Genomic DNA, 21,746 nt, shown 5'->3' with positions numbered 1-21,746 from the left:
CGGCCCGGGGCAGCAGCCCAGGAACCGGAGGCGAAGCAAAACGGCAGAGCACCCCGCACGGGGCTTCGCACGGAGCTCAGCGACGGGCGACACCCTCCGCCCGCGCCGCCGCGGCCACCGCCGCGGTCACCGCCGGAGCGACCCGCTCGTCGAACGGCGAGGGAATCACGTAATCCGCGGCCAGGTCGTCCCCGACGACCCCGGCCAACGCGTTGGCCGCCGCGATCTTCATCCCCTCCGTGATCCGCGACGCCCGCACCTGAAGCGCCCCGGCGAAGATCCCGGGGAAGGCGAGGACGTTGTTGATCTGGTTGGGGAAGTCGGACCGCCCGGTCGCCACGACGGCCGCGTACTTGTGCGCGACCGTGGGGTGCACCTCGGGCTCCGGGTTGGCCATGGCGAACACGAACGACCGGGGGGCCATCGACGCGACCGCCGCTTCCGGCACCGTCCCGCCGGACACCCCGATGAAGACGTCCGCCCCGGCGAGCGCCGCTTCGAGGCTGCCGCTCAGTCCGGCCCGGTTGGTGATCTCCGCGAGCTCCCGCTTGACCGGGTTGAGGTCGTCCCGGTCCCGGCTGACGACACCCTTGCGGTCGGCGACGGCGACGTCCCCGATCCCCGCTTCGAGCAGGAACTTGGAGATGGCGACCCCGGCGGCACCCGCCCCGGAGATCACCGCGCGCAGATCCCCGAGCGTGCGCCCGGTCAGCTTCGCGGCGTTGCGCAGGGCCGCGAGCGTGACGACGGCCGTCCCGTGCTGGTCGTCGTGGAAGACCGGGATGTCGAGCGCCTCCTGGAGCCTGCGCTCGATCTCGAAGCAGCGCGGCGCGGAGATGTCCTCCAGATTGACACCGCCGAAGGAGGGCGCGAGCCGCACGACGGTCTCGATGATCTCGTCGGTGTCCTTGGTGGCGAGCGCGATCGGCACCGCGTCGACGCCGGCGAACTGCTTGAACAGGATCGCCTTGCCCTCCATGACGGGCAAGGACGCCTCGGGACCGATGTCCCCGAGGCCGAGGACGGCGGTGCCGTCCGTCACGACCGCCACGACCTGCGACTTCCACGTGTAGTCATGGACCAGGTCGGGCTGCTCGGCGATGGCGCTGCACACTCGGGCGACACCGGGGGTGTACGCCAGGGAAAGGTCGTCCTTGTCACGGACGGGGACGGTCGCCTGGACGGCCATCTTGCCGCCCCGGTGGAGCGCGAACACCGGATCGAAGGAATCGAGGGGCTCCCCCCCGGCCTCGTGACCCGCACTGCCCTGGACGCGCGTCGCACCGGCGGTGTCGCTGTCGCTGCGAGGATTGACGATCTCCGCTGCCACTGTCTTTACCCCTTAAATCTGTACTCGTTGAGGGTGGCCACTCCTGGTAAAGGGGTGGGCGGGCACCGCGCCGGAATCCGCAGTCGCGAAACGTCCGTACGCCGGTGAGGCGTACGGGACCGGCACGACGGGCGCGCCGCACACGCGCCCAGAGCCCCGGATAGGGGTGTAAAGAACCTTCTTACCGGACGGACGGTGTCATGGACGAGTCCACCCCGTCGCGGTGACGTGACTCATAGCCGAATTTCATGAAGATAGGGACAACCGGCCGAAATGTCGATACATACCCACGATCGACGGTACGACCGAATCGCTCCACCCCGGGTGCACCGAAGATTTTCCGGCGGCCGGGTTCCGGACCCGCAGAAGGTGCGGTCGGGATGTACCGGCCTGTCGGGGTTCGGGTTCGACCTGTTATCCGATTTTGACATGGCTGCGCCGTTGAACGACCTGGTCCGAATGGCAAGATGCCGTCATCACACGTGGTCGCGACACCCGAAGGTGTGTGCCCGCCGACCACCGGCTATTCACCCACCTGCCGGAGGAATCCACCATGACCGCACGCTCCACCCGTCGCTCGTTCGCCGCGAAGTCCGGGCAGTCACGGCTCGCCGCGATCGGCGCGATCGCGGTCGCCGGCTCGCTGCTCCTGAGCGGCTGTGGTGACCAGACCAAGGAGAAGGCCGAGGACAGCGGGGACAGCGGCCGCGAGAGCGCCGCCGCCGCCCCGCTCGCCGACAAGCTCCCGAAGGCCGTCCGCGACAAGGGCGAGATCAAGGTCGGCTCGGACATCGCGTACGCGCCCGTCGAGTTCAAGGACGACTCCGGCAAGACGGTCGGTATCGACCCGGACATCGCCGCCGCCATCGGCAAGCAGCTCGGCGTGGACTTCGTCTTCGAGAACGGCACCTTCGACACCCTGATCACCGGGCTGCGCTCCAAGCGGTACGACCTCGCGATGTCCGCGATGACCGACACCAAGGACCGCCAGAACGGCGTCGACGGCGACACCGGCAAGAAGGTCGGCGAGGGCGTCGACTTCGTCGACTACTTCAACGCCGGCGTCTCCATCTACACGCCCAAGGGCAAGACCCAGAACATCAAGGGCTGGGACGACCTCTGCGGCAAGAAGATCGTGGTGCAGCGCGGCACGGTCTCCCACGACCTCGCCAAGGCGCAGGCCAAGGAGTGCCCGTCCGGCAAGAAGCTCGCGATCGAGCCGTACGACAACGACCAGCAGGCCCAGACCCGGCTGCGTTCGGGCGGCGCCGACGCCGGTTCGTCGGACTTCCCGGTCGCCGCGTACGCGGTGAAGACGTCCGGCGGCGGCAAGGACTTCGAGCTCGTCGGTGACCAGGTCGAGGCCGCCCCGTACGGCATCGCCGTCGCCAAGGGCAACGACGAGCTGCGGGACGCCGTCCAGGCGGGCCTGGACGCGATCATCAAGAACGGTGAGTACGACAAGATCATCGCCAAGTGGGGCGTCGAGGCGGGAGCCGTCAAGGAGGCCGTGGTCAACGGCGGCAAGTGACCCCACGCACCCCGCTACGCCGACCAGGCCACTGAAAGGCAAGACCCGTGTCCGTCGACATCGACAAGACGGGCGGCGGCCCCCCGGCCCCGCCGCCCGCCCGGCCGGAGGCCATCAAGGCCGTCCCGGTCCGGCACTACGGGCGGTACATCGCCGCCGTGGTCGCCATCGCCCTGCTCGCCTCGATCGTCTACGCGTTCGCGCAGGGCAAGATCAACTGGGGTGCGGTCCCCGACTACTTCTTCGACGACCGCATCCTCAAGGGGGTCGGCAGCACCCTGCTGCTGACCGCCCTGTCCATGCTGATCGGCATCGGCGGCGGCATCCTGCTCGCGGTGATGCGGCTGTCGAAGAACCCGGTGACCTCGTCCATCGCGTGGTTCTACATCTGGTTCTTCCGGGGCACCCCGGTCCTCGTCCAGCTCTTCGTCTGGTTCAACCTGGGCCTGGTCTTCGAGTACATCAACCTCGGCTTCGTCTACAAGGACTACTGGTCGAGCTTCATGACGCCGTTCCTGACGGCGCTGCTCGGCCTCGGTCTCAACGAGGCCGCGTACATGGCGGAGATCTGCCGGGCGGGTCTGCTGTCGGTGGACGAGGGCCAGACCGAGGCGTCGCACGCGCTCGGGATGAGCCATCAGAAGACCCTGCGGCGGATCGTGATCCCGCAGGCGATGCGGGTGATCGTGCCCCCCACGGGCAATGAGGTCATCAACATGCTGAAGACGACCTCATTGGTGTCGGCGGTGCAGTACTACGAGCTACTGAAATACGCCCAGGACATCGGACAGACCTCGGGCGCCCCGGTGGAGATGCTCTTCCTCGCCGCCGCCTGGTACCTGATCATGACGTCGGTCCTGAGCGTCGGCCAGTACTACGTGGAGCGGTACTACGCGCGCGGCTCCAGCCGCCAGCTGCCGCCCACGCCCTGGCAGAAGGTCAGGAAGCATGTGTTCTCCCTGTCCAGCCGAAAGGGGGCCACGGCATGAGCGCGATGGTGAAGGCCGAAGGCGTCCACAAGTCGTACGGCAATGTCGAGGTGCTCAAGGGCATCGACCTGGAGGTCGCCACCGGTGAGGTGTTCTGCCTCATCGGCCCGTCCGGTTCCGGCAAGTCGACGTTCCTGCGCTGCATCAACCACCTGGAGAAGGTCAACGCCGGGCGGCTGTACGTGGACGGCGAGCTCGTCGGCTACCGCCAGAAGGGCGACAAGCTGTACGAGCTGAAGGACAACGAGGTCGCGCTGAAGCGGCGTGACATCGGCATGGTGTTCCAGCGGTTCAACCTCTTCCCGCACATGACCGCCCTCCAGAACATCTGCGAGGCGCCGATCCAGGTGAAGCGGGTGCCCACGCGGCAGGCCCGGGAACGGGCCGCGCAGCTCCTGGAGCGGGTCGGGCTCGCGGACAAGGCGGACAGCTATCCCTCGCAGCTGTCCGGTGGACAGCAGCAGCGGGTCGCGATCGCGCGCGCCCTGGCGATGGACCCCAAGCTGATGCTGTTCGACGAGCCGACCTCCGCGCTCGACCCCGAACTCGTCGGCGATGTGCTCGACGTGATGCGTGATCTCGCGGAGTCCGGGATGACGATGGTGGTCGTGACGCACGAGATGGGCTTCGCGCGGGAGGTGGGCGACTCGCTCGTCTTCATGGACGGCGGTGTGGTGGTCGAGTCGGGCGACCCCCGCGAGGTCCTGACGAACCCCCAGCACGAACGCACCCGGTCCTTCCTGTCCAAGGTCCTGTGACCCGGACCTGACGAGGGACACCCGAGGGGCGGTACGAACTTCTCGTACCGCCCCTCGCCCGTTCCCCGGAATGAGGACAGGGCCCGCACCCCAAGAGGACAGATCCCGCGCCCCGAAGGGACACGGCGCGCACCCCGAACGCAACCGGTGCGCCTCCCGAACGAGCAGCCGCGCGCCCCGAGAGGACACCCGCGTGTCCTACTTCAGGGCGAGGACCATCCCGTCGGACGGCGAGCCCCACACCCCACGGGCCTCCGAGAACCCGGCACCGCGCAGGGCCCGGACATGCCAGTCGAGCGGTGGGGTGTCCCCGTCCGCGTGCTCCCCGTAGATCTCGAACCGCCGGGCCGTGGGCTCCGCGAGGACCGGGTCCCGCCCCGCCAGCTCCCACCATCGGGCCCAGTCGAGCGCGCCGTCCTCGCGGGCCCGTTCCCGCCGGGCCCGGCGCAGCACGGCCTCCGCCTCGTTGATCCGGGGCGTCGACGGATCGGCCATGTGGTCGGCGTTCATGAACACGCCCCCGTCCCGGACGATCCCGGCGATCCGCCCGTACAGCGTGGCGAGCGGATCGAGGTGCAGCCAGTGCAGGGCGGTCGCGGTGAGCACGGCGTCGTACGTGTCGTGCGGCAGCCGGTCGACCCAGTCGGGCTCCTTGAGGTCGGCCGCCACGAAGGTGACGCGGTCGTCGCCCTCGAAGGTCCCCTCGGCGATCGCCAGCAGCGCGGGATCGAGATCGACACCGGTACTTCGCGCGTTCGGGAACCTCGTCAGCAGGCGATCCGTAATACTCCCCGTACCGCACGCGAGGTCCAGCACCCGGGGCGCGGGCCCGGCGAACGCCTCGACCATGTCCAGCATGACCCGGAACCGCTCCTCGCGGTCGGGCATGTACCACTCCTGCTGCCGGTCCCAGCTCTCCTGCCAGGCCCGCCAGTCGGCTCCGGTCGTGGTCCCGGTCATCGGTCCGCTCCTCTCACCCGTACGGCCGTACGAAAGGCTCCAGGGCCCGCGGACGGCCGTTACCGGCCGGGCGGACGTGCGGAATCCCCGGAAGGACCCGGCATCCCTGGGAGCCACCCGATCGACGTAATACCCTTGAACGACAAGCAGCCATTACCCATCGTGTGCACGACGACCATAGACGGCCCCCGTAAGGACTACAAGTGGAACTGGCCTATTACTCGGACTACGCCGTACGTCTGGTCAACAGCGAGGAGCCGGTACGGGGCAAGGACACCCTGACCTCGGTGGACGCCGTCCGTGACCTGTTCGGCGCGAACAAGTCGGCCGCGCGTCGGACCACGGACTCGGACGTGACCCGCTTCCGGTCGGTGCGCGCCCGGCTGCGCGCGGTCTTCGAGGCGGCCGACACCGGGGACGAGACGCTCGCGGTGGACCTGCTGAACTCGCTGCTGATGGAGTTCCCGGTCAGCCCCCAGATCTCCGGCCACGACGACCGCGACGACAGCGGCGACCCGCTGTGGCACATGCACCTCGCGGACCACCCGTCGAACGCCACCGCCGGGTACGCGGCCATCGCCTCGATGGGGCTGGCCATCCATCTCACCGAGTACGGGGTGGACCGCCTCGGTCTGTGCGAGGCGGCCCCGTGCCGCAACGCCTATCTGGACACCTCGACCAACCGCTCCCGGCGCTACTGCTCGGACCGCTGCGCGACCCGGGCGAACGTGGCCGCCTACCGGGCCCGCAAGCGTCTGGAGGCCGACCGCGCGGCCGACGGACCGCCGCCCGCGAGCACGGGCCGCACCGCCGAGAACGCCCAGGAGAGCGCCCCCGCCCAGGGCCGCTGACCGGACTCCCGGCGGCGCGGCCGGTACCGCGCGAGGACCCGCCCGAGGACGAACTCCTCGGGCACCGTCCCGTACACCGTGCTGTCCGCGCCAGCCGTCGGGTTGTCGGCGAGCACCCACCAGCCGCCCCGGCGCCGCTCGACGGCCCGCTTCACGATGAGCAGGTTCTGCTGGAGCGGGTGGCGCAGGACGACGACCTGGCCGGGCCTCACCCGGGCGCCGTAGCGGACCAGCACCTGGTCGCCGTGGTAGAGGGTCGGCACCATCGACGGACCCTCCACCTCGGCCAGCCCGAACACCGCGCGGGCCGCCCCTTCCTCCGCTGCGTCCGGCATCAGCAACCTCCCGAATCGTTCCGTCACACGTCCCGGTCCACCCCCGGACTTTTGTCCTAAGCCCATGGGGGCACCCGCGAAAACCACTCACCCACGGAGTAATGTCCCACCTGAGAAGACGATCACGAGGAAGGACAGCTCCATGCTCTCCCGCCTGTTTGCCCCCAAGGTCAAGGTCAGCGCACACTGCGACCTGCCCTGCGGCGTGTACGACCCGGCCCAGGCCCGCATCGAGGCGGAGTCGGTGAAGGCCGTGCAGGACAAGATGGCCGCCAACAACGACCCGCACTACCAGGCTCGCGCCACGGTCATCAAGGAGCAGCGCGCCGAACTGGCCAAGCACCACGTCACGGTCCTGTGGAGCGACTACTTCAAGCCCCCGCACTTCGAGAAGTACCCGGAGCTGCACACCCTGGTCAACGACACCCTGAAGGCCCTCTCGGCCGCCAAGGCGTCGACCGACCCGGCGACGGGCCAGAAGGCCCTGGACCACATCGCCCAGATCGACAAGATCTTCTGGGAGACCAAGCAGGGCTGATCCATCAGCCCAGGCCCGCGCGGGCTGCCGCGCAGGTCGAAAGCGTACGAGGAGGGCCCGCCCGCCGGGCCCTCCTCGTGTCGTCACGCCATGCCACCGGCTCCACCGCAGGCGCGGCGGCCGTCACGACGGTTCCCTGAGCTCATGTGCGACCTGCCCGGCGGCGATCCGCGGAGTTCCGCCGTACCGACAGTGCCGGGACGGTGGAGAGCGCCGACAAGCGTCACTCGCCCCCGCCCCCGTCCCCCTTCCCGCACCTCGGGGCAGCGGCACGGCGGCCACGCCATCGGCGGAGCTATCAGGACCGGATCACCTACGGTCACCACCGTCAGGTGCCGCTCACCGATCCGCTCGCCGTCCGACCCGACGCGGTACGTGGTGATCCGCATCCTTGAGGCCGTCGGGTCCGGCCCACCGGGGTTCACTTCGTGCCTCCGCCCTGACCGCACGAGCACGGGCAGCGTCGTCCGACGGGCCGTAACCGCAACCGCAGGTCGTCGAGGCGCAGCCTGGTCACGCCGTGGCAGCCGTGGGTGTTCTCGGGGTGCCCCATGATCCGGGCGGACAAGCACGGCGCGCAGGGCACCGGCGGCGAACCGTCCGGTGCCCTCACCTTCCCTCCCCCGGCCTCTCGTCGTCCCGCCGATCCGGGTTGCTCTCGTGCCGATCGAGCGGTTCAGCGCGGCACGGCAGCCGCTCGCCACGGCTGCGGGCCACCCTCAGCGTGTCGTGCAGCGACTCGACCAACCGCGCCGCGACGAACCGCAGCTCCCGCGCATCCACCTTCGGCTCGCTCAGCAGAGCCCTTGCGTGTCCGAGGAGTTGGTCGGCCATGTCGAGCTGTGTGGATTCCCTGACGTCCGCGATCCTCGACAGATATCCGTCGCCGTCGTCCGTCACGAGGTAGCAGGGCTTTCCCTCGGGGGTCGACCACGGCAGCAGCCGCACCGAGGACCCCCGGCCCACTCGTGTGGACCCGACGGGTGCTCGTACGTCGTGGCCGGTCATCGCCGTACCTCGGTTCCAGCGGTCACGCGGAACCCCACACCCGTACCCTCGCGGCCCGGGACCGGCACACCGCACGGCACGATCCCGGGCCGTAGCGCCCGCACCGGACATTCGAAGATCAGACCGATACGCTTCACAGCGTCGTCAACTCCAGTCAGCTGATGGCCATGCCCTCGGACGTTCGCCCGTCGCGGGGGTGCCTTACTGACCGTCAGCATGCCGACGTGGAAGAGCCGCAGTGTTCCCGAACGAGGAACACCGCGGCTCTTGCGCCGACCGCCCTACATGCCCACCCATCCGGCGAGGGACGCCAGTCCGCCGGACGCGCGGCGCTGGCGACGGACCAGTACGGCGATCGTTTCCCGCATCAAGGGGTGGTACCTGGCCTGCTGCGGAGCGACTTCCCTGGCCCGCTGCAACGACTTCTCGGCGGCCTCCGCCTTGCCCATCAGCGAATGCGCGCGTGCCATCTCGATGTGGTAGCGGCCGACCCGCATCCTGGGGTGGTCCGCCGGGAAGCGCAGATTCCGCGCCGCCTTCATCGCCATCCCCAGGTCCCCGAGTTCGACCGAGGTGGCGACATCGAAGTGAGCTACGTTCGTCAGGCCGAAGGAGGCCCAGTAGACCCGGGGTACGTCCCGGCCGATCCGGTCGGCCGCCCGGTGAGCCAACTCCAGCTCGCCGGCCACCGAGCCCTTGTCCTTCGCCTGTGCGGCGGCGATGGCTCCTGCCAGATGAAGCGTCCCCGCGACGGCCACAGCCTGCACCGACCCCGGATCGTCGTACTGACCGATGAGCGAGTGGCCTCGTTCCAGTATCCGCGAGGCCATCCTGTTGTTCCCGTGGCGCAACAGCATGGCACTGCGTTTGCTGAGGCGGATGGCCAGCAGCAGCGGGTCCTGTGCCTGCTCGGCCATCCAGCCCATGCGTTCCAGCGCGATCATCGCCAACTGGTGGTAGCCGAGCCGGTAGGTGAACTCGTAGGTCACCCAGTAGGCCCAGCTCAGAGCCTGCGTGGCTGTTCGGCGTTCCTGTTCGGAAGAGGCGAGACTCAGGGCCGTGGTCAGTTCGCCCAGGAGCCCGGGGAGCCTTGCGCCGACTCCCTTGTACTCCGTCGCGCACGCGCCCGCGCACAGCGTCTCGACATCGGCGGTGATCACGCTCAACGGCCTGGGGACGATCTCCGCGTCAGGGCCGAGGTCGTACAGATCAAGGGCGTCCGACAGCGGTGCGATCATGCGGTCGAGCTGGTCCTGCCGCATCTCGGACACATACGGCTGACCGTTGAGAACGGCTATCTCGACTTCCAGTGCCCGCGCCACCGCTGCCACGATGGCAGGTGTGGCGGGGGTAAGCCCCGCCTCCACCTTCGCGATGGTCCCGCGTGCGACGAAGGCCCGCTGCGCCAGGCCGGTTTGTGTGAGCTGACGCAGCTTGCGGTAGTCGGCGATCCGGGCGCCGATGTGGTCGTCGGTGTGGTGCGGCATGGTGTGCCCCGTTTCTGCCTTGGACACCCGAAACGGTACTCCTGAAGGAGGATCGGTTCCGTCGCCGCGGCAGGCCGCACGGCTCTGGACCGGATCGGCGGCCTCGCCATCGCCGGAGCATCCCCCGTAGCGGGTCCGACCCACCACGGGGTACCGGTGCTAGGCCGTGATGAGTTTGACGGCGGTGACGGTGAGGACGTCGGGGGTGCTGACGTAGTAGACGACGATCGCGTCGGCTCCCGCGATCGTCGCCTCGCGGTAGTCCCGTTCGCCGCGCTTGGCCTCCACCGAGCCGTGCCCGTACGGGTCGGCGCCGATCGTCGTCCTCATGGCCTTGTCCAGGGCGGTGCGGCGCTGGGCGGGGAGTCCGCGGCGGGCGGCGTCGGCCTGGGAGGCGTAGGCGATGCGGTAGCCCATCAGGCGACCTCGCCGTCGTCGAGGACGGTGACGCCGGAGTAGTCGCCGGACCGCAGCCGGTCGACCTGGTCGTCCATCTCCTCCACCGCGCCCGGGACGGTACGCAGGGCCCACATGGCGAGGCGGAGGGGCAGATCGGGGCCCGGGGTGGAGCCGATCTCGGCGTCGAACGCGGCCCGCAGCTCCTCGGCGAGGGCGGCGCGGACATCCGTGATCGTGGACGGCAGCTCCACTTCCCGGCCGTGCACGGTCGTCGTCCACCGCTCCGGTGCCTCGTCCACCGCGCCGCCTCCACATCCTTGTCGCCGGACCTGGCCTTCCGCCGACCACGGTACGTGGACGATGTCCCCACGTCCCAGGGTGCGAAGGAGCACGCACACGAACGAGGGACAGCGTCACCCGCTGCGCCGACGGCACCGCGGTAGCGGCCTCCACCTGCTCGTGGACTCGGCCGCCCGCCGCCCCCTGTCGGGGAGAGCGATGCCCTTTGTACGGGGACGACTTGTTCGAGGACGACGACGCCAAGGCAGGCCGCCGCCAGGGCCCCCGCCCCGGCCGCACCCCACGTACCCACCCCCACAGGCCTCCGCCCCTCAACCCCCCGCCGTCACCCTCCGCCCCGCGCGCCGTATCAGCGTCACCGTCGCGCACGCCGCCGCGCAGAGCGCCAGGGTCACCGGGGACGTCACCAGGTCCGCGTAGCCGTCCCAGCGGGCGGACAGGGGGGCGTCCGAGGTGAGGAAGCCCAGGGGGACGCCTAGGAGGAGGGGTGGGAGGAGCAGTGCGAGGACGGTGGTCGTGAGGGCTGCGGGGAGGGGGGTCGTGGGGGACAGGAGGCGTTCGAGGGGGCGGGTGGCGGGGACGGGGGTGCGGATCACGTACGACGCGGCCACCGCCAGGGCGGCGAGGAGGGCGTACCACCACAGGGGGGTGTGGTCCGTGAGCTGTTCGGTCAGGGGGATGCCCCGGGCCGTGGCGGCGGAGGACTGCCAGGTCCAGGCGCACCACAGGACGAGCGACGCGAACGCGAGGTACTGGGGCGGGCCGGGCCGCGTGTGTCGGGACATGTCTCCTGGGTTCCGTTGCATACATGGGGTGTGGGGTGGGGTGAGGGGCCGGGCAGTCGCTCGCCCGGCCCCTCGTCTCGTTCGGTCAACCGCCGGTCAGCCGAGCGGCGGTGGTGGTGCCTCTAGCATCGGCCCCTTCTGACGTAGCGGTAGAGGCCGTACCCCGCGCCGATGGCTGTCAGGCCCTGGCCGTAGCGGGCGGAGCCGGGGTACACCGTGCTCAGGGCGCCGAACCCGGCCCAGGTGCCCGCGCAGAACCCGGCGGCGCGGTAGCTGTAGCCCCTGCGGTGGTTGTACGAGCGGCTGCGGGTGTAGCGCTGGAGGCGACGGGTGCGGTTGTTGAACTTCCGCAGCGAGCGGTACGCGCGGTAGCCGGACCGTACGGCCTTGTACGCCTTGCGGCAGTGCTTCCAGCAGGCCCAGCCGACGCGTACCGCCGCGATGGCGAGCGGGATCCAGCGGCCGTCGAGGTCGTACTGGTTCAGCGGGTCGGCGTAGGTGTAGTCGTACGCGTTGGCGCTGCCGCCGTGGACGGGGTCGAGGGACAGGAAGCGGCCGGTCGCCGGGTTGTAGAGGCGTACGCCCATGAGGGTCAGACCGGTGAGCGTCTCGCTGGAGCGCTGTTTGGCGCCGAGCCAGTCGTAGCGCGCGGGGGTCCGGCCGTCGCGGGGGTTGCCGTACTCGTCGGAGTCCTGGGCGATCGGTGCCTCGGCCGGGTCCAGCGGGAGCTGGAGGGCCACGTCGCCGTGGACGGAGGAGAGCTGGAGGACGGTGCCTCCGGTCCTCGCGGTGACGGCGCCGAGGTCGCCGCCGGGGGCCTGGACGTTGCGGGTGATCTCCCCGGTCGCCGGGTCCTCCACGGTCCAGCGGGGGTTGTCGCCGTCGCCGTCGTAGTGGTTGACCTTGCTCGCGGTCCGCGTCCAGGTGGTGCCGCCGCCGGTCTCGACGGTCCAGGAGCGGAAGCGCAGCGCGGGGTCGAGCTGCCAGGTCTGGCGGCTGTTGCCGGTGGTCTGCCGGTGGGCGAGGTCGTTGGCGTGGTAGCCGAGGGTGGTGCCGGGCAGGGCGGTGGTGCGGCCCAGGGCGTCGTACGTCCAGCCGGTGTCGACGAGGCGGTCGCCGCTGTCGTAGGTGTGGGTGGTGGTGGTTCCTCCGGTGGTGGGGCAGGCGGCGCCGGACGCGCCGGTGGCGGTGGTCAGGGAGGTGCGGTTGGAGCGGGTGTCGAAGCCGTAGGCGCGGCGTGTGCAGACCTCGCCGACGGTGTCCTGGACGGCGGCGAGGCGTCCGACGGCGTCGTACTGGTTGCTCTGCGCGGACCAGCCCTGGTGCCGGGTGACCTGGCCGTGGACGGATGCGGCGACCGTGTCGGTGAACAGGGTGACGTTGTCGCTGTCCCGGGTGTAGACGCGGGACAGGGTGGCGCCGGTGGTGTCCTCGGTGACGGTGAGGCTGTGGCCGCCGGGCAGTTTCTGGGTGGCGACGGAGCCGTCCGCGTCGTAGGTGGCGGTGAAGGCGCCCGCGACCGAGTCGGTGGTGCGGGTGGCCAGGCCCCGGGGTTCGGCCGCGTGGTCGTAGGTGTGGGTGACGGTCGAGGGGACGGAGTCGGTCTCCTTGACGGGGCGGTCGAGCAGGTCGTACTCGGTGGTGGTCACCCCGCCGTCGGCGTCGGTGTAGGACAGCAGGCGGCCGAGCTTGTCGTACGCCTTGGTGATCGTGCCCGCGGTGGGCGAGGTGATCGTGGTGACCTTGCCGGTCGCCGGATCGTAGCCGGTGGTGGTCGCCGGGACGGGCTGGCCGAGGCCGCCGCTGACGGTGACCGTGGTGGGGCGTCCGGCGTCGTCGTGCGCGGTGGCCGTGGTGCGGGTGGTGCCGCCCGCCGTGTCGGTGACCTTGGTGGTCTGGCCGAAGAGGCCGTACTCGGTGAGGCTGTCGGGCAGCGCGGACGGCTGGGAGCCGCCGCCGGTGACGGCGCCGGCGGGGCCGGTCCAGCACAGCAGGTCGGCCCATTCGGGGCGGCCCCCGCAGCGGCCGGTGCCGCCGGCCGTCCAGTACTCGGTGAGCCGGGTGTTGGCGCTCGTGGCGGTGCCGCCGGGCAGTGCCTGGGAGACGACGCGGCCCTGGGAGTCGTAGCCGGTGACGGTGGTCAGGGCCAGTCCGCCGGGGTCCTGGACGGTGTGGGTGGGCAGGCCCTTGGCCCAGTCGTAGCGGGTCGAGGTGACGCGCTTCTCGGCGTGGACGGCGGCGTGGTCACGGATCTGGGCGCCCTTGGTCTCCAGGGTGACCTGGTCCTTGACCTTGGCGGTGCCGTCGGTGGGGCGGCCCTCGTCGTAGCGCTTGGCGGTCCAGCCGCGGGCGGGTACGGAGGTGCCGGAGCCGATCAGGACGGTGCTGCCGTCCTTGAGGTCCTCGGTGAGGTCGACCCGGCGCAGCGGGCCGAACTCGGCCTCCTCGCGGGTGCCGTTGTCGTTGTGGACGGAGGTGGTGGACAGCAGATGGGCTCGTTCGGCCGAGGGCGCGGCGATGATGCCGAGGTCGGTGAGCCGGTCCTTCTGGGCGTCCGTGGTGCCGAGCGCGAGGGCCCGGTTGGCGGCGGTCAGTTCGCGGACGGTGTTGCCGTGGCGGTCGTACTCGGTGGTGGTGAGGTGGCCGCCGGGGGTGGCCGTGTTCACCTGGCGGCCGGAGGCGTTGAGGTAGTGGACGGTGGCCCGGGTGTAGCCGTTGCCGGTGAGCGCGGTGCCGTCGTGGGAGGACGGTACGGAGTCGGCGGGGAACACGGCGGTCGCGTCGCTGGGGGTGTCGAGCTGGCCCCAGCCGGCGGTGGCGGCGCTGCCCATGGCGTGCGGGGCGGCGGTGCCGGTCAGCGGGACGCCGTAGACGAGGCTGGTGACGGCCTCGCCCTCGACGGTGGCGGCGGTGCCGGGTCGCAGGCCCTCGCGCGCGGCCTTCAGCAGCATGCCGTTGCCGGAGGTGGCGGCGCCGCCCGCGTTTCCGTACGTGTAGGTGTACGGGAGTTCGCCGGGCTGCTCCAGCCAGGTCACCCGGCCGTCCCGGTACGAGTACTGGGTCTGGGCCTGGCGGCCGGTGCGGGGGTCCCAGGTCTGGCGGAGCTTGCCCGCGGAGTCGTAGCGGTATCCGGCGACGGGGGTGGCGGTGGCGTTCGCGGCGCCGGGCGCGGTGGCCCAGAGCCTCAGCTGCTTGAGCTGGCCGCCGAAGTCGCCGAAGTCCGCGTCGGTGACCGTGCCGGTGGCCGTGGTGGCCGTGGCGTAGACGAACTCCAGGACCCGGCAGCCCTTGGTGGCCGGGTCGGTCTCGCAGGCGGCGGGGGTCACGGCCGAGGTGGGCGCGATGATCCGCTTGGGGCGGGCCAGCTTCTTGCCCGCGACGGTGACGGTCTCGGAGACCACGGTGGTGGTGGAGGAGCCGAGGCCGTCCTGGAGGGTGCTGGACACCTGCCAGGTGGTGGCCGCCGGGTCGGGCTTGGTGAAGGTGGTCACCACGCCTTCGGCATCGGCGAGGGTGAAGGTGCCGGTGACGGAGCCGCGCAGGGTCAGGTCCTCGGCGCCGGGCTCGGAGACCCAGCCGGTGCGGGCGGCGTCGGCGGTGAAGTGGAGCGCGTCGCCCTCGTCGGACACGACGCTGACGGCGGTGTCGGAGACCTTGCGCAGATGGCTGTACTCGGACTCGGTGCCCTCGGCGGCCGTACCGGCCACCCACTCCTTGCCGAAGATCGCGGCCTGGCCCTCCTGGCGGGTCCCCGCGTCGGGGGTCCGGGAGGAGGCGGTACGGGACACGCTGACGCCGAAGAACGACGCGTCGGTCTCGGAGAGGGTGTGGTCACCGGTGAGCAGGTTCACCGAGCCGGGGCCGACCTCGGTGGAGGCGGCTCCGTCGGCGTCGCGGTCGACGACGACGGTCAGCGGCGCGGTACTGCTGGTGGCGGCGCCGGGGCCGGTGAAGTCGGCCTTGAGCTGGACGGTTCCGTCGGGGTCGACGGTGCTGGTGGTGTTCCACACGAGCGGGGCGTTGCGGCCCGCGACGAGCGGTACCGGCCAGCCGGTGAGCGGGGTCCCGGCGGCGGTGACGTCACCTGCGGGGATCGCCGTCCAGGGGTCGGCCTCGGAGCGGCGCCAGGAGAAGGCGGCGGAGTCGTAGGTGCCCGCCTTCGCCTCGGCGACGAGCGGGAGGCGGCGTGCGGTGCGTTCGCCGTCGGCGGGCTGGACGAAGCCGCCGGGTCCGGCGTGGAAGAGGTACTCGCGGGCCTCGGACTTGTTGTCGGCCTTGTCGACGGCCCGCACCTGGAGGGTGTGGGTGCCGTTCTTCGGCGGGGTGACGGAGAGGTCCTTCGCGGCGGACGCGCCGCCGGTGGCGGCCTTGGTCCAGGTCACACCGTCGAGCGACCATTCGAGCCAGTTGTGGTCGGCGGCCGGCGGGGTGACCCGGAAGGTGCCGGGCTGGCCCTCGCCCTTGACCCACTGCCCGGCCGGGTAGTCGGTGGAGGTGATCGCGCCGGGCGCGGAGGGCGCGGCGGTGTCGACGGTGAACGTCTTCCACGCCGACCAGCCGGTGTTGTAGTGCGCGCCGTCGTACGGGTTGGTGCGGAACTTGTACGTCTTCCCGTGGGTGAGGACCCCGGCGGGGACGGTCACGGACGCGGGTGAGCCGGACGGCGTGTACTTGGAGACGATGACGTTGCCGACCTGGGTGTCGGTGGCGTTGTCGAAGATCTGGAAGGTGCCGTTGACCTTGTCACCGTCGGCGTCGACGAAGGTGTCGCGCAGCGTCGGTGTGGTCGTGTTGACCAGGTAGGTGGGGCCGTAGGAGAAGAACGGCGGTCCGGCCTCCTGCTTGGTGCCGGTGCGCGGCCGGTAGTTGTAGGTGACGCGCAGCTTCGGCGGGTTCGCGGCGGCGTTCGCGGAGTTGACGCGCTTCCACTGCGGGACGGTCGTCTCGCTGGTGGCCCGCAGTCCCATATGGCCGCGGGTGGCCTTGGCGGAGGACCACTCCTGGACGAGGGTGGTGACGTCCGCGTCGATCCAGCCGTCGGGCTGGGCCGCGCACGACGGGTTGCCGCGGGTCTGGGTGGAGGTGGCGCGCTTGGCGGTCCACGCGGGCTGTGCGGTCCAGCGGGACGAGGTGGAGGCCGCGCCGGTGGCCCAGACCTCCCAGGGCTGCGCGGCGCAGGTGGTGTTGCCGGAGTGGAAGTTCCACAGGCTGAGCTTGGCGTCGGTGATCAGCGCGTCCCGGACCGGCGAGGTGTTCCAGGTGAGGAAGGAACGGGCGGTGCGGGGCGTGCCATTGGGGTTGTTGGTGCCGGGGTTGCCGAGGTCCAGTTCGGTGTCGGCGGACCAGTCGACGGTCTCGCCCTGCTGGACGTAGGTGTCGAAGACGCTGGAGAGCGACGAGGTCGACGGGTCGACGGTGACGGGGTACTTCGTCGCGGGGTCGGCGAGGAACTTCTCGTCGGGGGTGATGACGAGGTCCACGCCGTCCGCGCGCTGGACGACCTTCATCCCGACCCGGGCGCGGTGGGTGTGCTCGCCGGAGACCTTGTCCACCGCCGCGTCCCACATGACTGGCGCGGGCATGACAGCCCGCTTCTTGTTCCTGCGGTCGGTGAACAGCACACTGCCGTCCGCCAGCTGCTTGGCCTTCAGCCCCTTGGCCGTCAGCGGCAGCGTGTACGAGTAGCCCGCCGCGGGCCGCTCCTTCACCTCGACGTACTGCTCGAAGCCGGTACGCGTCGCCTCGACCACCACGTCCGCGCCGGGCACGGCGTCGACGTACTCGGCGCGGGTGCCCTTCAGCCGCGGCTCGGGCAGACCGCCCTTCCAGCGCAGGGTGAGCTGCTCGCCGCCCTGACCGAGGGTGACCAGGTCGACCGCCCCGGACCGCTGCGCGGCCCGCAGCGACGACGCCGGACGGCCCTCGCCACCGGACAGTTTCAAGCCATTCGGATGCGCGGCGGGCGCGACACTGCCGTCCGGCTGCCCGGCCAGCTCCACATCGACGCCGACCCACTTCCCGTCCCGCTCGAAGCGGACCGGCCCCGCGGCCAGTTCGGTGGTGAGACTGCCGTCCTTGTTCGCCCAGGTGGTCGAGGTCTCACTCCGTTCGCTGAGCGCCTCCACCCGGTGTCCGGCGAGCCGGGCCGCGACCCGCGCGGACGGGATGTCCTCCGCCTGCCGGGGTCCGGCCTTCCTCACCGGCTTCGGCTCAGCCTCCGCGGCGGCCTCGCGCTCCGCGGCCGGTACGGCGACGGCCTGGCCGGTGGCGGCGACGATCACGGCCGCCTCGACCGTCAGTACGGCCGCGACGGCGACCGCCACACGCGGCAGTATCCGTCTGCGCCGCTGGAGCGCGAGCACGGAGCCCTGCCACTCGTCGGCGGGCCCTGGGGTGTCAGTCACGTCGGGGTGCCTCTCTCGGTGAGGGTGTGGAGCACATCCAACCGAGGCCCCGCGACGACCGGAATTGACATATTCACGCCGCGCCCGTGAGATCTTCACTTGTACTGTGCACGTTCACATGCGCCGCGTTACGGACCAGGGGGGCTGGGGTGTCTGACGTGCGTGACTCTCCGCCGTGGGCCGCCGCGCGCCGGCTGGGACCGAGGGCCCGGGACGTCTCCCCGAGGGCGCTGCTGGTCTCCCGGCTGACGCTCGTGGCGCTCGCCGCGGTCACCGGCATCATGTTCCTGCACATGTGGACCGGACTCGACGGCCTCGACCTGGACCACCGCACCACGGCCGTCAGCGTGCTGACCGCCGTACTGCTGCTGATCACCCTGCTCGGCCAGTACGCGCGACGGCATCCGCACTGGCGGCGGATGCTGCTGCTGGTCGCCCAGGCCGCGCTCACCTATCTGCCCGTGCTCCTCTTCCGGGAGATCTGGCTGAGCGTCCTCGGACTGCTGCTCGGCGCGAGCCTCGCGTCGCTGCCCCGCCCGTCCGGACTGATCGCGGCGGCCATGGTGACGGTCAGCGGCCCCGTGGTCATCTTCCTGCTCCCCGTCGACAACCGGACCGCCGTGGGCGTGGCCGCGCGGACCCTGGTGGTGGGCCTGGTCGTCTACGGCATCGTCCGGCTGGCGTCGGTCGCCGTCCAGGCGCACGCCGCCCGCACCCAGACCGCGCGGGCCGCCGTCCAGCGGGAACGCGCCCGGATGGCCCAGGATCTGCACGATCTGCTGGGGGCGGCACTTTCGGCCATCGCGGTCCGCGGCGAGGCGGCGGCCCGGACCACCGACGACCCCGCCGCCGCCCGCCGGGAGTTCGTTGCCCTCGCGGAACTGGCCCGCCAGGCGCACCACGACGTCCGCGGCGTGGCCCGCGACCGGGTCAGCCTCTCCCTCGGACGCGAACTGGCGTCGGCCCGCGCCGCGCTGGAGGCCGCCGAGGTACGGGTACGCGTCACCCAGGACGGACCCCGGGTCCCGGCGGCCGTCGGCACCTGCTTCGGCGCGGTGCTGCGCGAGTGCCTGTCCAATGTGCTGCGGCACAGCCAGGCCCGGGTCTGCTCGATCACACTGCGCCACGGGGACGGCTCCGCCGAACTCACCGTCGAGAACGACGGCGTACCCGTACGGCCCGCGCCCGGAGCGCACGACGGCACCGGACTCACCAGCCTCGCCGTCCGCGTCACGGCCCTCGGCGGCTCACTGACGGTGTCCGGCCCCCGGGCGGGCGGCCTGTTCCGGGTGGTCGCCCGGGTCCCCGTCCCGCCCGACCCGGAGCCCCGCCCGGCCATGCACGACGCACGGACCGGGTGACCCGCCGACCCGGCCCACCGGACCGCGCTCCCCGCCTCACGTCCAGCCGTTGCGCCCCGCGATCCGTACCGCGTCCACCAGGGTGCGGGCGTGCAGTTTGCGGATCACGTCCGACAGCCGGTTGCGGACCGTGCCGATACTCAGGGACAGCCCGACGGCGATCTCCCGGGCGTCCGCGCCGTCGCCCGCCAGCCGCAGGATCTCCGTCTCCCGCTCGGTGAGCGGACACTCCCCGAACGCCCACGCCTCGTCCAGCAGCGCCGGGTCGATCATCCGGCCGCCCCCGGCCACCGTCCGCACCGCCTCCAGCAGCCGCTCGGGCGCCACCGACTTCAGCAGGAACCCCGGCAGCCCCGCGTCGAGCGCCCGCCGCAGATGGCCCGGCCGGTCCATCGCGGTGAGCAGCAGCGACCGGCAGTCCGGCAGCCGCTCACGCAACCGCAGCGCGGTGGTCAGCCCGTCCGTGCCCGGCATCCCGATGTCCAGGACGGCGACGTCCGGGCGCCGCGCCAGAGCGGCGGGGATCACCGCGTCACCGCTGCTCACATCGGCCACGACCTCGATGTCGAACGCCTCGTCGAGCAGCAGCACCAGCCCGGCGCGCACCACGTGCAGATCCTCGGCCACCAGCACTCTGATCATCCTGGCAGCATCCGTGAGACCCCCGGGGCACGCAAGTGCCTCGCGGTCAGGGGGCGCCCCGTCCGGCGACGACGAACCGCCGGTCACCGTCGCGTATCCGGTCCCGTGGTCCGGCCGCCCGCAGGACCACGTCCAGACAGCGTTCCGGGTCCGCCGCGTAACAGGTGCTGAACCACGCCATGTTGGCCTCCACGACGGCCCAGCCCGGCTCGTCCCCGGCCAGCAGCCCCACATCCAGCACCACCGCGCTCGGCAGCGTGTCCGCGTGTCCGGCGAGCAGCCGGGCGGCGAAGTCCGAGACGGCGTCCGCCCGGGGGTCCGCCGCGAGCGGCGCCGCGTCCAGCAGACCGTGGGTGGCGTAACGGGAGCCGGTGCGGACCGTGCCGTCCAGCACGAACAGCCGGTACTCGGCCGCCCAGCGCACCACTTCACTCATCTGCACGGGGGTGTCCGGGGGCAGCTCCGGCGCGAGGTCCCGCCCGTCCGGGTACACCGCCGCGGGGAACGTCTTCGCCGTCGGCGGCTTGAGGAACGCGGGCCGGGTGAGCCGGCGGGCCGCCGCGAGGTCGGTCGTCGCGATCCGGCGCCCGGTCCACTCACGCGGCAACCGGGGCAGCCAGTCGGCGTCCGGTTCGAGGAGCGCCACGCCCAGGCCGTCCACGACACCGGCGGCGAAGCCGGGGCCGCCGTAGTAGTGCGCGGCGCGCCCGGTCCGTCCACCGCCCGGCACCGGCACCTCGACGTCCATGCCCCGGCGGCGCGCCGTGTCCGCGAGGAGTTCCCGGGTCACGGTCGGCCGCTGCGCCACCGCGAACAGCGCCCGGGTCCCCGGCACGGCGCTAACCGCGCGGTTCCCGCCACATGGGCCACATCGTCGGACCGTCCGGCAGCTCCAGCACCGGGTCGAGGACGGTGTACCCGAGCCGGGTGTACAGGTCCCGGCTGCGGGCGCTGCTGGCCTCCAGGTACGCGGCGGTGCCGTCCCGGTCGCAGCGCTCCAAGGCCGCGGCGATCAGGGCCGTGCCCAGTCCCTCGCCCCGGCGGGCCGGGTCGACCGCGATCATCCACAGGTACTCGTGGGCCGTGTGCGTGGGGTGGATACCGCTGGTGAGGCGGCCCACCGCCTCGACGCGCTTGTTGTCCGGGTCGATGGCCTGCCGCAGCAGGGCCGGGCCGTCGTCGTCCTCGTCGTGCGCGCCCTCGGGCACCGACAGCCACAGGGCCACGGCGGAGCCGTCCTCGGCGAGGTCGACCCGGCCACCCTCCAGGACGAGGTCCAGGAAGGCGCCCATCAGCAGCGGGTGGCCCCGGCGGAACGACTCCTCCTCGGGGAAGACCCAGTTGCTCACGGGGTCGTCGTGGAACGCGGCGTCCAGCAGCCGCACCACGGCTTCCCGGTCGCCGGCCCCCGCAGCCCGGATCACCACAGCCATCCCGCCCTCCACCCCTCAACAAGCCCGCACCCCGGACCCCTTGACCCTAAACGACCCGCCTTCGCTCGCGCTTCCGGGGTTCCGGGGTTCCCCACCTGGACGTACTTGTTCCTGTGCGGGCCGGACGGGGGTGCGCAGTTCCCCGCGGGCCGCCTTCGCTCGCGCCCCTGGGGTTCCCCACCTGGACGTACTTGTTCCTGTGCGGGCCGGACGGGGGTGCGCAGTTCCCCGCGGGCCGCCTTCGCTTGCGCTTCCGAGGTCTGTCCGGCGTGACGCGCTTGTTCCTGTGCCGTCGCTCGTCGGGTGCGCAGTTCCCCGCGCCCCTGGATGCTGCCCCCTTGCGGTCGCTCTTCGGGTGCGGCCCGGTCCTCGTTTTCGCGCAGTTCCCCGCGGGCCGCCTTCGCTTGCGCTTCCGAGGTCTGTCCGGCGTGACGCGCTTGTTCCTGTGCGGGTCGGACGGGGGTGCGCAGTTCCCCGCGCCCCTGGATGCTGCCCCATTTGCGGTCACTCTTCAGGTGCGGGTCGGTCCTCGTTTTCGCGCAGTTCCCCGCGCCCCTGAGGTCGCGCCTCTTACGGTTCCCGTTCGGGTGCGGGTGGTCCGTGGTTGCTCGCGCAGTTCCCCGCGGGCCTTTGGG

The 21,746-nt window shown here is 71.6% G+C and carries 18 protein-coding genes; 6 read left to right on the top strand and 12 right to left on the bottom strand.

Annotated features, from left to right (window positions below; genetic code table 11):
- Positions 1-76 precede the first annotated feature (76 nt).
- Entirely contained in the window at positions 77-1,330 is a 1,254-nt protein-coding gene (locus AB852_RS07840) for an NAD(P)-dependent malic enzyme (RefSeq protein ID WP_073784861.1), read from the bottom strand.
- A gap of 553 nt (positions 1,331-1,883) precedes the next feature.
- Between AB852_RS07840 and AB852_RS07835 the strand changes: the two genes are divergently transcribed.
- Genes AB852_RS07835 through AB852_RS07825 form a run of 3 tightly spaced genes read left to right on the top strand, consistent with a single transcriptional unit; the run spans position 1,884 to position 4,608 of the window.
- A complete protein-coding gene (locus AB852_RS07835; protein ID WP_073784859.1) occupies positions 1,884-2,861 on the top strand; it encodes an ABC transporter substrate-binding protein in 978 nt (325 codons plus the stop codon).
- A gap of 47 nt (positions 2,862-2,908) precedes the next feature.
- Entirely contained in the window at positions 2,909-3,850 is a 942-nt protein-coding gene (locus tag AB852_RS07830; RefSeq protein ID WP_073784856.1) for an amino acid ABC transporter permease, read from the top strand.
- The gene (locus AB852_RS07825; RefSeq protein WP_073784853.1) at positions 3,847-4,608 is read left to right on the top strand and encodes an amino acid ABC transporter ATP-binding protein; all 762 of its coding nucleotides are present in this window, start codon (positions 3,847-3,849) and stop codon (positions 4,606-4,608) included. The genes AB852_RS07830 and AB852_RS07825 overlap by 4 nt, the downstream gene beginning before the upstream one ends.
- Positions 4,609-4,806: 198 nt before the next feature.
- On the opposite strand, the gene AB852_RS07820 is transcribed toward AB852_RS07825, so the two are convergent.
- Positions 4,807-5,568 (bottom strand): class I SAM-dependent methyltransferase, encoded by a 762-nt coding sequence (locus AB852_RS07820; RefSeq protein ID WP_073784850.1) that lies wholly within the window; start codon positions 5,566-5,568, stop codon positions 4,807-4,809.
- Positions 5,569-5,771: 203 nt separating this feature from the next.
- On the opposite strand from AB852_RS07820, the gene AB852_RS07815 reads away from it, so the two are divergent.
- Complete coding sequence (locus tag AB852_RS07815) at positions 5,772-6,419, top strand: CGNR zinc finger domain-containing protein (RefSeq protein ID WP_073784848.1); 648 nt, start codon at positions 5,772-5,774, stop codon at positions 6,417-6,419.
- Here the strand turns inward: AB852_RS07815 and sodX are convergent.
- Complete coding sequence (gene sodX / locus AB852_RS07810) at positions 6,305-6,754, bottom strand: nickel-type superoxide dismutase maturation protease (protein WP_073784846.1); 450 nt, start codon at positions 6,752-6,754, stop codon at positions 6,305-6,307. The genes AB852_RS07815 and sodX overlap by 115 nt on opposite strands.
- Positions 6,755-6,896: 142 nt before the next feature.
- Between sodX and sodN the strand changes: the two genes are divergently transcribed.
- Positions 6,897-7,292, top strand: coding sequence for a superoxide dismutase, Ni (sodN, locus tag AB852_RS07805; RefSeq protein ID WP_073784844.1), 396 nt, complete (start codon positions 6,897-6,899; stop codon positions 7,290-7,292).
- A gap of 609 nt (positions 7,293-7,901) precedes the next feature.
- On the opposite strand, the gene AB852_RS07800 is transcribed toward sodN, so the two are convergent.
- From AB852_RS07800 to AB852_RS07775, 6 genes are all read right to left on the bottom strand, one after another.
- Entirely contained in the window at positions 7,902-8,300 is a 399-nt protein-coding gene (locus AB852_RS07800; RefSeq protein ID WP_073784842.1) for a hypothetical protein, read from the bottom strand.
- Between the two features lie 281 nt (positions 8,301-8,581).
- Complete coding sequence (locus AB852_RS07795; protein WP_245876633.1) at positions 8,582-9,814, bottom strand: helix-turn-helix domain-containing protein; 1,233 nt, start codon at positions 9,812-9,814, stop codon at positions 8,582-8,584.
- A gap of 132 nt (positions 9,815-9,946) precedes the next feature.
- Complete coding sequence (locus AB852_RS07790) at positions 9,947-10,204, bottom strand: hypothetical protein (protein ID WP_073784840.1); 258 nt, start codon at positions 10,202-10,204, stop codon at positions 9,947-9,949.
- On the bottom strand, positions 10,204-10,485 hold the full coding sequence (locus tag AB852_RS07785) for a hypothetical protein (protein ID WP_073784838.1): 282 nt from the start codon (positions 10,483-10,485) through the stop codon (positions 10,204-10,206). The genes AB852_RS07790 and AB852_RS07785 overlap by 1 nt, the downstream gene beginning before the upstream one ends.
- Before the next feature lie 312 nt (positions 10,486-10,797).
- Entirely contained in the window at positions 10,798-11,271 is a 474-nt protein-coding gene (locus tag AB852_RS07780; RefSeq protein ID WP_073784836.1) for a hypothetical protein, read from the bottom strand.
- A 122-nt stretch (positions 11,272-11,393) separates the two neighbouring features.
- The gene (locus AB852_RS07775; protein ID WP_425444158.1) at positions 11,394-17,552 is read right to left on the bottom strand and encodes a DNRLRE domain-containing protein; all 6,159 of its coding nucleotides are present in this window, start codon (positions 17,550-17,552) and stop codon (positions 11,394-11,396) included.
- A 281-nt stretch (positions 17,553-17,833) separates the two neighbouring features.
- On the opposite strand from AB852_RS07775, the gene AB852_RS07770 reads away from it, so the two are divergent.
- Positions 17,834-19,036: a sensor histidine kinase gene (locus tag AB852_RS07770; RefSeq protein ID WP_073784832.1), complete on the top strand. Its 1,203-nt coding sequence runs from the start codon at positions 17,834-17,836 to the stop codon at positions 19,034-19,036.
- A 36-nt stretch (positions 19,037-19,072) separates the two neighbouring features.
- Here AB852_RS07770 and AB852_RS07765 read toward each other — a convergent pair whose 3' ends face one another.
- The 3 genes from AB852_RS07765 to AB852_RS07755 are packed head-to-tail and all read right to left on the bottom strand — an operon-like array spanning position 19,073 to position 21,111.
- Entirely contained in the window at positions 19,073-19,678 is a 606-nt protein-coding gene (locus tag AB852_RS07765; RefSeq protein WP_073784830.1) for a response regulator transcription factor, read from the bottom strand.
- 46 nt (positions 19,679-19,724) lie between these two features.
- Complete coding sequence (locus tag AB852_RS07760) at positions 19,725-20,513, bottom strand: ATP-grasp domain-containing protein (RefSeq protein WP_073784828.1); 789 nt, start codon at positions 20,511-20,513, stop codon at positions 19,725-19,727.
- A 4-nt stretch (positions 20,514-20,517) separates the two neighbouring features.
- Positions 20,518-21,111 (bottom strand): GNAT family N-acetyltransferase, encoded by a 594-nt coding sequence (locus tag AB852_RS07755; RefSeq protein WP_073784826.1) that lies wholly within the window; start codon positions 21,109-21,111, stop codon positions 20,518-20,520.
- Positions 21,112-21,746 lie beyond the last annotated feature (635 nt).

Origin of the sequence: Streptomyces uncialis (genome assembly GCF_001905345.1) — a bacterium.
Classification (GTDB): Bacteria; Actinomycetota; Actinomycetes; order Streptomycetales; family Streptomycetaceae; genus Streptomyces; species Streptomyces uncialis.
The sequence above is the reverse complement of the archived record's forward strand: the minus strand, read 5'-3'. Positions and strand labels throughout refer to the sequence as shown.